This is a genomic window from Flavihumibacter sp. CACIAM 22H1, assembly GCF_001601815.1.
Lineage (GTDB): Bacteria > Bacteroidota > Bacteroidia > Chitinophagales > Chitinophagaceae > Flavihumibacter.
Genome location: NZ_LUKG01000067.1, coordinates 15,229 through 28,459 on the forward strand (window position 1 = coordinate 15,229; position 13,231 = coordinate 28,459).

At 40.4% G+C, this 13,231-nt stretch carries 15 protein-coding genes and 1 pseudogene; 14 read left to right on the forward strand and 2 right to left on the reverse strand.

Annotation, left to right across the window (positions count from 1 at the left end; genetic code table 11):
• The 5 genes and pseudogenes from A1D16_RS16110 to A1D16_RS16130 form a co-directional block, all read left to right on the forward strand.
• A partial coding sequence (locus tag A1D16_RS16110; protein WP_290711350.1) for a hypothetical protein occupies positions 1–427 on the forward strand: 427 nt, incomplete at its 5' end.
• Positions 428–538: 111 nt separating this feature from the next.
• Positions 539–1,255: a hypothetical protein gene (locus A1D16_RS16115; RefSeq protein WP_290711352.1), complete on the forward strand. Its 717-nt coding sequence runs from the start codon at positions 539–541 to the stop codon at positions 1,253–1,255.
• Between the two features lies 1 nt (position 1,256).
• A complete protein-coding gene (locus tag A1D16_RS16120) occupies positions 1,257–1,688 on the forward strand; it encodes a hypothetical protein (RefSeq protein ID WP_290711354.1) in 432 nt (143 codons plus the stop codon).
• A gap of 187 nt (positions 1,689–1,875) precedes the next feature.
• Positions 1,876–2,919: pseudogene (locus tag A1D16_RS16125) on the forward strand (IS3 family transposase); the annotation flags it as partial.
• A 208-nt stretch (positions 2,920–3,127) separates the two neighbouring features.
• Positions 3,128–3,709, forward strand: a complete 582-nt coding sequence (locus A1D16_RS16130) for an SMI1/KNR4 family protein (RefSeq protein WP_290711356.1) — start codon at positions 3,128–3,130, stop codon at positions 3,707–3,709.
• Between the two features lie 198 nt (positions 3,710–3,907).
• Here the strand turns inward: A1D16_RS16130 and A1D16_RS16135 are convergent, their stop codons facing one another.
• The gene (locus tag A1D16_RS16135; protein ID WP_290711358.1) at positions 3,908–4,798 is read right to left on the reverse strand and encodes a hypothetical protein; all 891 of its coding nucleotides are present in this window, start codon (positions 4,796–4,798) and stop codon (positions 3,908–3,910) included.
• Positions 4,799–4,936: 138 nt separating this feature from the next.
• Here A1D16_RS16135 and A1D16_RS16140 point away from each other — a divergent pair, with 138 nt between their 5' ends.
• From A1D16_RS16140 to A1D16_RS16180, 9 genes are all read left to right on the forward strand, one after another.
• Positions 4,937–5,230, forward strand: a complete 294-nt coding sequence (locus A1D16_RS16140; protein ID WP_290711360.1) for a hypothetical protein — start codon at positions 4,937–4,939, stop codon at positions 5,228–5,230.
• Between the two features lie 45 nt (positions 5,231–5,275).
• Entirely contained in the window at positions 5,276–6,403 is a 1,128-nt protein-coding gene (locus A1D16_RS16145; protein WP_290711362.1) for an RHS repeat-associated core domain-containing protein, read from the forward strand.
• A 100-nt stretch (positions 6,404–6,503) separates the two neighbouring features.
• Positions 6,504–6,788, forward strand: coding sequence for a hypothetical protein (locus tag A1D16_RS16150; protein ID WP_290711364.1), 285 nt, complete (start codon positions 6,504–6,506; stop codon positions 6,786–6,788).
• On the forward strand, positions 6,734–6,976 hold the full coding sequence (locus A1D16_RS16155) for a hypothetical protein (protein WP_366206927.1): 243 nt from the start codon (positions 6,734–6,736) through the stop codon (positions 6,974–6,976). Before A1D16_RS16150 ends, A1D16_RS16155 begins: the two co-directional genes overlap by 55 nt.
• 7 nt (positions 6,977–6,983) lie before the next feature.
• On the forward strand, positions 6,984–7,745 hold the full coding sequence (locus tag A1D16_RS16160; protein WP_290711368.1) for a hypothetical protein: 762 nt from the start codon (positions 6,984–6,986) through the stop codon (positions 7,743–7,745).
• 152 nt (positions 7,746–7,897) lie between these two features.
• Positions 7,898–10,078: an RHS repeat-associated core domain-containing protein gene (locus tag A1D16_RS16165; RefSeq protein ID WP_290711370.1), complete on the forward strand. Its 2,181-nt coding sequence runs from the start codon at positions 7,898–7,900 to the stop codon at positions 10,076–10,078.
• Positions 10,056–10,463 (forward strand): hypothetical protein, encoded by a 408-nt coding sequence (locus tag A1D16_RS16170; protein ID WP_290711372.1) that lies wholly within the window; start codon positions 10,056–10,058, stop codon positions 10,461–10,463. The genes A1D16_RS16165 and A1D16_RS16170 overlap by 23 nt, the downstream gene beginning before the upstream one ends.
• Positions 10,464–11,116: 653 nt before the next feature.
• Complete coding sequence (locus A1D16_RS16175) at positions 11,117–12,412, forward strand: RHS repeat-associated core domain-containing protein (protein WP_290711374.1); 1,296 nt, start codon at positions 11,117–11,119, stop codon at positions 12,410–12,412.
• Between the two features lie 3 nt (positions 12,413–12,415).
• Positions 12,416–12,823 carry a hypothetical protein gene (locus tag A1D16_RS16180; RefSeq protein WP_290711376.1) on the forward strand — a complete coding sequence of 136 codons (408 nt, stop codon included), beginning with the start codon at positions 12,416–12,418 and terminating at the stop codon, positions 12,821–12,823.
• A gap of 74 nt (positions 12,824–12,897) precedes the next feature.
• Here A1D16_RS16180 and A1D16_RS16185 read toward each other — a convergent pair.
• The coding region (locus A1D16_RS16185) for a helix-turn-helix transcriptional regulator (RefSeq protein ID WP_366206923.1) at positions 12,898–13,231 on the reverse strand (334 nt) is incomplete at its 5' end.

Consider the following 13,231-nt stretch of genomic DNA (forward strand, 5'->3'; position numbering starts at 1 on the left):
CCGGCTGGGCATCTTTAAACCAGCATTCGAGGTAGCATTATCCCAGCCTTTGGGATCAGATGCGTATTCTGACGTAAATGATCCGGCGGCAAATGGTATATTTGGTAAGAAGTTCTTTGAATTATCCAACCATTTAGGGAATGTAATGGTATCGGTTTCAGATCGAACTGTTCAGCAGATGGTAGGGGGAAACCTGGTGTACCGTGCCGAGGAATTATCAGCGCAGGATTATTATGCATTTGGGGGATTGATGCCGGGACGTCAGGTTAATGTTACGGATTATCGGTATGGATTTAATGGGCAAGAAATGTCCAATGAGATTAACGGTGTCGGAAATAGTTACACAGCCGAGTTCTGGGAGTATGATCCGAGGTTGGGTAGAAGGTGGAATATAGATCCTATCGTAAAATATCACGAAAGCCCTTAGGCAGCATTTCATAATAATCCGATTCTATTAAATGATCCAGATGGGGACGACCCACCTAAAAAGCCTGGTTTTTGGACTAGGTTATTCCGAGGTGCCAGAAATGACTTCTATATGACTAGGGCAGAGGAGTATGCAAACGATAATAAGATTGACGAGGAAAATATTATCAAACTTGAGCATTCATGGGTTGTGGTCAATAACAATGATGAGGAAAATGTTCGATATAGTGTTTTTCGACAATCCAACCCCAATCGATATACTGCATTATCCACCTCGCCATTAAATGACGATGTAAATTTGTCGTATCAGCAGTTTCTTCAAACCAATGTTAATGGCGAGGAGATATTTAATGCGGGTCTTCCTCAAACTTCTGCAGTTTCTGCCACTTCCAATATGATTCAAATGGGGAGTAAAAGCAAGACTTCCCTTGTGGGAATATTTGGAAAGGTATCTAAAACATTAACAGCATATGGGAAACAGATACGTTTTGGAGTTACCGGTCATCCTGATGTTTTAAAGAAAGGTGTTCATTTGCATTTTGATGAAGTTGTAGCAAAGATGGAATTAGGTTTAAGGCCCACACAAAATGGCGGAATAGGTTTGGTGCAAGTTGGAAAACTGGTAGGAACAGCCGATGATATTAAAAGGGCGGTTACTCTCTTTAATCAAGCTATGAATAGTGCTAAGTTTAGAACTGAGTTACTAACAAGAATAAAAAGCGCACAGGAGTATGCCCAACATGCGTTTAGATTTACTAAAGATTCCCAACTTGCAATTGATAAAGCGCACGAGTTTAATTATCTTATTAAGGTACTTGAAAAATTATAGAATGAAAAAGTTCGATTTTAATCTTTTCTTTTTTAGGGGTGAGTTCAATGGGATAACCCAAGTTTCAACAGAAACAGACTTGATTAATCATATGGGTAAACCTGACGATGTGGAGGACTATGGTGACAACGGAAAATTTTTTCACTATGGTGAAATCAGGGTATCACTTAATAGGCGAGTAGAGTATGTGGATATTTTTTTCATAAATACTGATGCAAAATTCGACGTATCCATAGAAGAAAATTATTTTTTAATAGACAAGAATACGACCGTTTCTGCCATTGTTCATATGTTGAATTTGGCAAATTTAAAATGGGTGATTTCTTATGAAAAATCAAATCTTGATTACTTATTAATAGAGGTGGGAAATGGCCTTTCTTTTTATTTCTATCTATCTGGAGATAAGTTGGAGAGAATAAGCCTTTTCTTCTGAATGAGTTAGGAATCGCATTATAAAAAAAACGACCCGGTTTTTCCGGGGCGTTTTTTTTACAGAGCTTCGATATTTTTTTGGAGGTATTCTTTGAATCGTTTTTTGGAGACAAAGGTTTCGGTAAGCTTCCCGTAAAACAGTACGGTTTATTTGTAGACAGAAAGTTTATACATTTAAACTGTAAAGTATGAGAAAGAGTCAATTCAGTCACACACAGATTGCCAACATTCTAAAAGAGTTTGAGCAAGGTAAATCATTTGAAGAGCTTCACCGTGATCATGGTGTAAGTAAGGCGACATTTTATAAGTGGCGCCAGCGGTATGGAAGCCAGTGAGCTAAAGCGTATCAAAGAGCTTGAAGAAGAAAATGCCCGGCTGAAACGCATGTATGCCAATTTGCCTATGGAATTGGATACAGCTAAATATATCATTGAAAAAAAGCTTTAAAGCCTTGCGACAAGCGAAGAATCATGGAGGAACTCAAGGAGGAGCGTCCCCAAGACATCGGCAAGGCGTGTCGCGTGCTTAAGATTAGCAGAAGTAGCCTGCATTACCGGTCTGTAAAAGATGATAGTACCAATATCCGTCATTTGGAAAAACTAGCCGGAGAGCAGCCCATTGAAGGCTTTTGGAAGTACTATCATCGTTTAAGGAACCAGGGGGTGGCGGTTAACCACAAACGGCTACATAGGATATACAAGGATCTGAAACTACCGCTCAGACGCAAGGTTAAGAAACGGTTGCCGACAAGAGTCAGGGAAGCGCTTGAAGTACCGGAACGTTTTACCCACAACTGGAGCATTGACTTTATGACGGATGTGCTAAGCAATGGAACCAGGTTCAGATCATTTAATGTGATCGATGATTTTAACCGGGAAGTTTTATTCATTAAGATAGATTATTCGTTAAAAAGTAGTCGGGTGATCTGGGTATTGAACCATTTAATCAACCGGTATGGCAAGCCACAAAAGATCAGAATGGATAACGGACCTGAATTTATATCGAAGTTGACACGATCCTGGAGCCTGGCCTATGGAATAGCTTTTAAATACATTCAACCAGGCAAACCATGCCAGAATGCGTATGTTGAACGATTTAATAGAAGTTTCCGCGGCCATGTATTGGATGCCTATACATTTGATAATCTGGATCAGGTAAGAGAAATATCCGAGGTGTGGCTTGCTGATTATAACAACCATCGGCCACATGATTCATTAGGCGGGTTACCACCCAAGGTGTACCGGAAAAAAAAAAGAACTTTCTACAGGCCTGCTTTCCGCTTCGGCTACGCCTTCGCTACAAACAGGCCTGTAGAAACCAACGGAAAATTATACTTATAAATCGTACTCAAAATGGGAAGCCTTCAGACATAGAGAAAATTTTAGGAATAAGACAAAAGGCAAGTTAATAAATCGAAGTAAAAAAAATAGCTACTTTTATATGCATTATTTTGAAAAGGCAAAGAAAATAATAGAAAAATACAGAACTCTTGGTGAACAAAAGTTAAATGATGGGACGGTATTGATAGGCAAAGCTCCTCACGTCGCCCCCCATGCTTGGCTAAACAAATTATTTCCCGTTTTAAACTTATCGCAGATTAAGTCGATTGAGCAGACTATTGGAGCCAAAATTCCTGAAGATTATAGAGATTTTTTGTTGAATTATTCTAATGGATTAAAGGTATTTATAGATACCTTAAGTTTAGATGGGCTACGACTCAAATCAGGTAGAACACTTGAGTCTGCATGGCAGCCATATTCTATTTTCACTCCCAATGTTGAAGAAAGAATAGAAGGAGCCCTTTCTCAGCACTTTTTTATTGGTGGATATAGTTGGGATGGCTCACTTCTTTATATCGACAGAACGACGAATAAAGTACATCGATGCAATAAGAATTCCATAAAACCACTTAACTCTTGGAATAATTTCCAAGATATGTTAATAATGGAACTGGAAAGACTTGACTTACTATTTGATGATAATGGTGTAGAAAAAGACAAAAATAAACCAACAACTCCTTGATTTAGATTCAGGGCAACGTCTACGGTCTTTGTACAATTGGCTGTCCGGATATCCGGACAGCGGTTGCAGGTGGACTTTTTTTGACTAACATCGCAGAATCGGATCTCCGAATCAGTTGATTTAGAAGAGAAAAACAGGTTGATAATAAATAAACCAGTTTAGCTAAGAGAATATTTTCTGATACTCTTTATTGGATAATTAGAAGCTGCATTCGCAACAATTATATTGTTGATTGACAGCTATTCTGGCAGTACAGGCTGCTTGCATTTCTATAGAAAGCTGCTGTTTGTTGATTGATTTTCCAGCTAGCACTTCAAAGGGCGTTAATCCGTCCAGTACCGCATTCGGTCGGTTGTTGTAGCCGTCAATGGCTTCAACCGGGTATTGTCGGAGGTAATCGATGTCGGGGATGATTTTGTGATAGAGAAAACGATACTTCAGTTTTTTATGAGCCGCCTCGATCAGGAGCTCTAGCGGATTTTGTGATCGTATCCCGGTAGCATGATTTTTTCTTCGGTGAATAGGCGTTGTTCTTTTCACCCCTAATAGCCGCACGTACTTATAAAACGTACTCAACTGGAATCGATAGGAGGTCTCCCGGATGAGCTGGTGGTAAATAGAACTGAGCGGCCAATGAAGCAACCGGCAATTCATACAGTAACCTTTGATCACCCTAACTTCCTGTTTTGCGAACTGGGCCGGGTGTTTAATCAAACAGCGATTGAGCACAGAAACCGCACACCAGATTTTCTGTCGTACCCGCCAGTACTGCCGATGGGAGAGTGAAAGAGCCTTCAATGTAAAGTTCAAGCCGGCAACAGCTTGTATTTTTTGGATGGTATGCACAACCACTTCCGCTGCATGAAACAATCGGTTCTCCATCTGAGTAGGACACTTTTTCATGAACCGTCTCAAGGCAATCAGTCGCAACAGGGCCCGATTCCATAGCATCAATCGTTGATTGATCGCAATAGCCTGCAGTGTAGTAAAATAGGGTTGCTGTTCACAATACCAATCATATCCCATTAGTTCTGTAACTATTTTATGCTTCCAATCGTGGAGGGTAGAGCGCGGAATGCGCGCCATCATCTCCCCAGGTAAAATATCGAGGTAAAAAGCAACGAGTACAAAAGGGTGATATACTGTTTTGAACCCACAATTAAGCAGGTCTATTATATCGATCGATCAATTTAAATTATTGTTTCTCTCCTTAACGGTTGGTCGGCCATGACGGTAATGCAGGGCTATCGGGAGCGGATTGCGGATGATCCGAATGGTAACATTTTACGGTATCAGCGCTATGGTACCGATGGCAAGCTGCCCATGGATAGTTTGACCTATCAGTATAACCGCGATGGTAATGGTCGCCTGCTCAATAACAAACTGGTTCGGGTACGCGATAATGTGAACAGTGCGGAATACATCGAAGACATCGACGACCAGCTGGTGAACAACTATTACTACGACGCCATCGGTAACCTAGTGCGCGACTCAGCCGAAGGCATCAATCAAATCAGTTGAACGGTATATGGAAAAATCCGACAAATCAGCAAACGAGATGGTACGGTGATAGGGTATAAATACGATGCTGGCGGTAACCGGATCAGTAAATCCGTTGCCAAACCATCGGGTAACACAGCTTATACCTGGTATGTGCGCGATGCATCGGGAAATGTAATGAGCACCTATGAAACCAGCGGAACCAGCAAAGGCTTACCGGCTACCTTGTTACAGCGGGAGGTGCATTTGTATGGCAGCAGCCGAATTGGTATCTTTAATCGTCGGGTAGATGCCAAACAGAACTATACCGCACCAACGGTGTTCAGCAGCTACCGCGGGCAAAAGTTCTTTGAATTAAGCAATCATTTGGGCAATGTATTGGCTACCATCAGCGATCGGAAGAACGGGTTCAGTACCGATGTTATCAATATCGATTACTACGAATCCGATGTGGTAACTGCCAGCGATTATTATCCCTTTGGTATGTTGATGCCGGGCCGCCAGTTTGGCCAGGGGTTGAACATAGCAGGCGGGGAGTTCTCGGAAACCACGGAAGTAAATGGCTATCAGGTACCGGTTGATCTGGTATTGAACACCCGCTCCGGAACTGAGTCGGTGGAATATGTAGCGTCGAGTAGTATTGAATTGGTAGGTGAGTTTGAGAGTGGTCTTACTGATGAATTTGAGGCTTATATCGCTGATGAGAGCTATGCGGGCACAGGGAATATTGGTGGTGCTACAGGAACAGCAGGGTTGTATCGGTATGGATTTAATGGGAAGGAGAATGACAATGAGGTATTTGCCCTTGGAGGCCTACAAGATTATAGAATCAGAATTTATGCAACTCGATTAGGTAGATTTTTAGCAACAGATCCAATTGCAAATAATTATCCAAGTTTAACTCCTTACCCGATTGCGAGTAACAGACCAATTGATGGAATTGATTTAGATGGTCTAGAATGGTACTATTATAATAATATTTCAGGATGGACCGAAAGCAAGGCAAAGATTCCCATAATGACACCAATTGATGTTTTGAATAAAGCTGGTTATTATTCAGCGGCACAGGTTCATAAAATGCAGGAGGCGACTGATATTATTCACAGAAAGTTTGATAGGCAGCAGGAATATGCGGATTATAATAAAGCAATGTTCAAGTATGCAAAATCCAAGAATCTTTTTGGCATTTTCTAAGAAATAAGTCCAGTTAAAGCGTTTTATGATGCGAGCAGTTTGGTTTCTGAGGGTCATGTAAAAACAGCTATATTCATTGGAGTAACTGGTGCAGTAGATTTTGGGACTGTTATTTTCAACTTTTGGCAAAGGGTATGCTATAGTTGCTAGAAATATTGCAGCTCAATATTCAGTAGATGGAGCATGGAAACTTCATGATTTTGCTAGAGGTGCTATTTTGGAGGCAAAGGCTGCATCACGGTATATTTCAGCTGGTTTTGAATGGCTTGCAGAAACTGCGTCACCTTTTTTAAAACAATTTACTTCTATAATGCATCTGATGGTGTCGCTATTAGTCTTAAAACAGTTAATGCAAATTCAAATTTTGATTTTTCAAATATTATGAAAAATATCGATGATTTGGCTGATTTGAAGAGAGTTGGCTCTGGTGTTTACAATGGAGTAGAAAGAACTATCAATAAGGTTGAATTGCACATTGCAACTCCGGTTGGCTATAATCGTGAAGTTTTAAGGAATGTCATTGAAAGGGCTGGTCAGATGAAAGTTGATGTGCGATTTATTGATATTGAATAAAATTTATATGAAAATTGGATTAAGGATTTCATTTCCGAATAACTCGTTAGGAGGGGAGGAGTATTACTATTTATATAAAGAAGTTATCAAATTTGTACCATTCTCTTTTACGAAGGGTTATAAAGGTTACAAATGGAACGAAAAGAAACACATTGGAGAAATTATTAAATCACTACCTAATTCATCAATTGCTTTGCAAGATGAAAATGGGAATTTGTTTTCTGTGGGAAGTACAGCTGGCAAGAATCCACATCAATCTGTTTTGATAGTACAAGATGAAAAATTGTTCACGCCAAATGAAAATGATATACTTAAAATATTGAATCTTCGTAAAAATTTGATTTGTGCTTATTTGTATAATTTTGAATATACATTAGTTCAATCCAGTTCGTCTAAATCATTATATACACATTTGAGAATCCCAAATTTTATCTTAGATTCTGTTAAAAGCACACCACATAAAATTGGAATTTTTGGAGATAAAATTTATTTAACAAAATTTAATGCAGGTAGAGAATTAATGATTGGTGAGGCATGGCTTGTTTCAGGATGGAAAATGTTTTTTTTTGAGCCATTCTTCAATCTGGTTGAAAAAAGCAAAGTATTATCATTTCCTTATGCTTCAAAAATTCAAGAAATTGAAAACGGAGGTGTGTATGTTAATTTGTTTGACCATATTAAAGAATCGCACACACCTGATAGCATGTTCCGTCAATGGAAATGGCAAGAATGGATTGATTTTGATAATTTGGAAAATAAGTATTTTTAACAGTGGATAAGTACGATGCAGAAAATCGATTGACTGATGTATTGACCAGTCGGGATAATATTAATTTCACGGAATCGCAGTGGAACAAGTAGACCAAGTACCAATACTACCTGCATGGACCACTAGCCCGAACCATACTTGGCCAGCAAAATGTGCAGGGCATTGATTATGCCTATACCCTGCAGGGGTGGCTTAAAGGAGTAAACAGCCAGCACCTGAATCCGGGTCGTGATATGGGGAATGATGGCCATACATCGGGTAACAATACGAGCATCATGCCGGATGTGTTCGGATACAGCCTGGGTTATTTTGGTGCTGATTACGAGCCGATAGCAACGGGCTTAACTGCATTTGGCAGTTCCTATTCACACCCTGCTGCCAGTGCCCCGGGTGATATTACCGGAAAAGCTTTGTACAATGGCAATATCAGCCAGGCAACCTATGCCATTGGACTGCTGAATAATGGTGAAACAGTGGGGAATTCCTATCAATACGACCAATTAAACAGGCTGCTGCGGGTAAATCGCCATACTGCCATTACGGCAGGTAGTAGTTGGGGTAATGGAAGCATAGCCACACCATTTGGTGAAAATTTCAGCTATGATGCCAATGGGAATATTTTGGCCCTGTCCAGAAATAACAACACGGGTCAGGTATTGGATCAACTCAGTTATTCCTATACCCGCAATGAGCTGGGTAAACTGGTCAACAATAAGCTGCGGGATGTGCAGGATCCTTCCCGCCCACAAATACCAGACAACTATACCTACGATGAGATCGGTAACCTGACAGCCGATGAAGCAGAAGGACTGGCTTCTATCAGCTGGACGGTGTATGGAAAAATCCGGCAGATTACAAAGTCCAATGGATCTACCATCACCTACAGCTATGACCCCTCCGGCAACAGGGTAAGAAAGGTGGTGACGCAGGCCGGCGGATCAAACCCCCAGACCACTTTCTATACCAGAGATGCCCAGGGAAATACAATGGCGGTCTATGAGCAATCCGCCACTACCTACAAATGGTCAGAACAGCACCTTTATGGAAGCAGCCGGCTGGGCATCTTTAAACCAGCATTCGAGGTAGCATTATCCCAGCCTTTGGGATCAGATGCGTATTCTGACGTAAATGATCCGGCGGCAAATGGTATATTTGGTAAGAAGTTCTTTGAATTATCCAATCACCTGGGCAATGTGATGACGACGGTTTCTGACCGTACGGTTCAACGACTGATCGGTGGCAACCTGGTTTACCGGGCAGAAGAATTATCGGCACAGGATTATTATGCCTTCGGTGGCTTGATGCCAGGACGGCAGGAGAGTGTGGTAGATTACAGGTATGGATTTAATGGAAAGGAGAATGATAATGAGGTAAAGGGTGAAGGCAATCAAATAAATTTTGGGGCAAGGATTTATGATCCAAGAGTTGCTAGGTTTTTTAGTGTAGATCCATATTCGTCATCATTTCCTTATTTTACACCTTTTTCATTTGCTGCAAATTCACCTATTTCCCACATAGATAAGGATGGTGAATTTGCCCAATGGATTTTACAATATGGTATAAATGTCGGTATCAATGTAATGACACAGATGTTGACAGCGTACATGCTTGATCCTAATGTTTCAAATTGGGAACAAGCTTGGGAAAAGGTGACTCTGTGGCAGGCTTTTGGTGAAGGAGTTGTTGACATGATAGGTACGAAGAAGATAAAAATGGCTTCAAATGCAGTTATGGGGATGGCGACCTATATAGACCAAGTTGGGGTGAAAAATATTACAGGGGAAGGCTTAGTTGGATCGGGGCTAATTGGACTACTAGAGCCGATTGTAGGCGATGCAATATCCAAACATGGAAAAAACGCAGTTTTAGCCGGTTTGAGAAAAATGGGGCTGAATACAAAAAGCCTTCGGCAGTTGGGCTTTAATGTAAATAATTTTTCATTAGGTGCTTCTTTTGAAAAGCGCCATGTAGCTAGTCGAATTTCAGCTAAATCAAGTTATATAAAAGATAAAAATACTGTTGCAGTGAAAGGGGTTGATTATAAGGGCGATTTATCCGCAATAAATGATGGATTAGCAACCGAGGTAAAGGATAAGACTTATGGAACAATTTACGAATTAAAAAATGGCAATAGGTATTATAACGATGGTGGTACAATAAAGCCCTTAGCTGTTGGTGGGTATGTTGATTTGAATCGGGGTGCAGCAAAGGCATTAGGTTTGATGAATGATGCAGGAAGCACTAATTCGGACCAACTTAGAAACGCAATTGGGAAACAATTCAGTGTTGAAGAATATAAACAAGCAGTTGATGTTTACAATAGATCGAAATAGTTCTTGTGTAGCTATTTCTATACAAAATAAGATTCCCAATAGTAAAATAATTGAAGGAATACGAGAGGTATTATCGCTCTCTTTGGGGGAAGTGGTTTTATCTGATCAACAAGATAATCATGCCAATATCTTACCAAAGCTTTACATAGATTACAATATCAAGCCCAAAGGCATTCCAATATACTGTATGATTTGTTCTGTATTAATTCATGAAATTATTCCTGACTGGGAAGTATTTCTTATTAGGTTGGCTAACAATCTTTCTTCAGAAATATTTATTGATGTTGGCGAAGAGGGTTTTTTGATTACTCCTAGTGGTGTTGTTAGAAAGATTGAGTATTGTTTTTTCTTTGTAAACGATATTGAGTGTTTGAAAATTTTGTAACATTTTGTCTTTAATGAGTCACCTAGAATATCAAGGTGATCCGTTACTCCATTCCGTATGCCTCGCATATTAGAGAATTACAATGTGGTGCAGTGTATCTAATATGTTCGACAAAATAGAGGAATCGCATACTCCTGAAAGTCGTTGTCGTCAATGGAAATGGCAAGAATGGATTGATTTTGATGGATTAGAAGCCAGGTTTCCGTAACCATTCTTTTTATCCCAGTGACTTTTATAACAAGGAGACGCAATTATATGCTTATTTGAAACTGTACATCAAAAGTTAAATGAGTTTGTGAACTAGTTGGTAAAGCAAAAAACAATAAAACCTAATATTCGTGATGAAGGCTTCCCAGACTCTCGCCTCCGTCATCGATCATTAAGCGACAGGCTGACGCACCGCTGACATGAAGATGTTCCGTATGCACCTGTTGCAACAACTCTTTCATTATATCGGCCCGTCAAATGGTTGACAATCGCCAACCGAGAATAGTTTTGGAAAAATTGTCCTCCGTCAGATCACCAAAACAGATGGCTCCACCATCAGCTATAGTTACGACCCCTCTGGTAACCGGATCCGGAAACTGGTGCAAGGGCCGGGTGCTACCAATCCGGTAAGTACGTTCTATACCCGCGATGCGCAGGGCAATACCATGGGTGTATATGAGCAAACCGGCAGCAGCTACAAATGGGCAGAGCAGCACCTGTATGGCAGCATCCGGTTGGGTATTTTCAAACCCGCCTATGAAATCCCCGCCGCTGAACCCTTGGGCACAGATGAGTACAGCGATGTAAATGATCCGGCGGCAAATGGTATATTTGGTAAGAAGTTCTTTGAATTATCCAACCATTTAGGGAATGTAATGGTATCGGTTTCAGATCGAACTGTTCAGCAGATGGTAGGCGGAAACCTGGTGTACCGTGCCGAGGAATTATCAGCGCAGGATTATTATGCATTTGGGGGATTGATGCCGGGACGTCAGGTTAATGTTACGGATTATCGGTATGGGTTTAATGGGAAGGAGAATGATAATGAGGTAAAGGGTGCGGGGAACCAGCAGGATTATGGAATGAGGATCTATGATCCGAGGATAGGCAAGTTCTTGAGTGTGGATCCGCTGACAAATCAATTCCCATTTTATACTCCATATCAATTTGCTGGAAATACACCAATATGGGCAACTGATTTAGATGGTGGAGAGCCTAATATAGCTCTTCCAAGATGGCTCATCTTTCCAGAACCAATATTGACTTTACCTAAGTTACCATCTATACCTGTTCAGCCCTTACCACCAATTCCACCAGCAATTCCACAAGGTTTCTCAATGCCGCAAACTCCGACGTTGCCACCAGCACCGTATATGCCATTGCCGCCAGCTTCACCGCCAATAACGAAAAGTACACCATTTGATGAATCTGGAATAAATCCAAATGATGCTACAACATATCCAACGCCTCCATTTGGCGGAGAATGGGAAGTAACTCCTATAAAGCCTGGAACAAAAGGGTATGAGAAATTAAAAGACAAGGGAGCTACGAGATTAGAAAATGAGAAAGGAGATGTTTTAAGGTGGCATGCTCCTGACAAACATCATCCAAAAGGGCATTGGGATTTAAAAAGAGGCGGGAATGATAACAATCCTTGGGAAAACTGGACACCTGATGGTATTCAAATCCCTGACGGAAAAATATATGGAAAAGATTTTAATCCTGCTGTATTGATGTTCACAGACCCTTCTACCTTCCCTGCAACGCAATATCCTGCCTATTTACAAAAGCAGCATCAACAGTTTAAAAAGCAGATGACAGAATATAATAAGCAGAAAGCCGACTATGATAAAAAAATGAAAGAGTATCAAGATAAAATGAAAGAATACCAGAAGAAGAAAGAAAAATATGATAAGAAGATGGAGCAGTATAGAAAAAATAATCCACACTTAATGGCGTAGTATATGCTTAAAGTTGATTTTACAAACGAAATGGTTTTTAGTTTTGATGGCCCTAATCTTTGCTTATTAGGAAATGAGAATGATTTTTTACAATTAGCAAAATCAATTAGTGACCTTACTGGGGCAAGTGGAATTAATATTGAATTATTGAAACTACAATTTGTTACTAATACCGGTGATGATAAAGAGATATTCTTTAAGTCTAAAAGCGGCAGTAAGCTATTGGGGGTTTTTGATAAAGAAAATAAACTTGTATTTGAATTAGACCCTCGATATTGGGAAAGAATATTTAAATACTTTATTCTTATGTCTTGGAAAAAAAGTACCTACTATTTAAATGAGTATGAAAGTTGTTTAAGGGATTTGGAACTGGAACAAGAATGCAATTTTATATGTAGTTCGGAGTTTTAATCGTTAAAAAATTTATCTAAAAGAAGAGGTTAGGGCTATTGTAACAGCCGCTGATTAATCAGCGGCTGGTGTTATTATTTATAGGCGAGTCTTGTTTTGGCGTGTTGTATGAGTCCGTCGAGAGAGTACATGATATGTGTTTTGTCTTCGTTGGGCAGTTTTTGAATAGCGATGACTTTGTCCAGGATGGCTTTATCGAGTTCGATATCGGTATTGCCGACCAGGTAATCGAGTGAAACTCGCAGGGCTTTGGCAATTTTAGCAGCCACTTCCACTGAAGGAGTGGCTTCTTCGCGTTCATACCTGCCCAGCACATTAGGGTGGATGCCTATTTTCTCGGCCAGCTCTCCCTGGGCAATTTTATGTTCCTTCCGAATGCGGCTGATACGGCTTCCTAGACTCATAAAA

Excerpts from the sequence above, each read along its gene's own strand:
- A1D16_RS16115 (WP_290711352.1), top strand. The coding sequence starts at position 539 with ATGACTAGGGCAGAGGAGTATGCAAACGATAATAAGATTGACGAGGAA.
- A1D16_RS16120 (WP_290711354.1), top strand. The coding sequence starts at position 1,257 with ATGAAAAAGTTCGATTTTAATCTTTTCTTTTTTAGGGGTGAGTTCAAT.
- A1D16_RS16130 (WP_290711356.1), top strand. The coding sequence starts at position 3,128 with ATGCATTATTTTGAAAAGGCAAAGAAAATAATAGAAAAATACAGAACT.
- A1D16_RS16135 (WP_290711358.1), bottom strand. The coding sequence starts at position 4,798 with ATGATGGCGCGCATTCCGCGCTCTACCCTCCACGATTGGAAGCATAAA.
- A1D16_RS16140 (WP_290711360.1), top strand. The coding sequence starts at position 4,937 with ATGACGGTAATGCAGGGCTATCGGGAGCGGATTGCGGATGATCCGAAT.
- A1D16_RS16160 (WP_290711368.1), top strand. The coding sequence starts at position 6,984 with ATGAAAATTGGATTAAGGATTTCATTTCCGAATAACTCGTTAGGAGGG.
- A1D16_RS16170 (WP_290711372.1), top strand. The coding sequence starts at position 10,056 with ATGTTTACAATAGATCGAAATAGTTCTTGTGTAGCTATTTCTATACAA.
- A1D16_RS16175 (WP_290711374.1), top strand. The coding sequence starts at position 11,117 with ATGGGTGTATATGAGCAAACCGGCAGCAGCTACAAATGGGCAGAGCAG.
- A1D16_RS16180 (WP_290711376.1), top strand. The coding sequence starts at position 12,416 with ATGCTTAAAGTTGATTTTACAAACGAAATGGTTTTTAGTTTTGATGGC.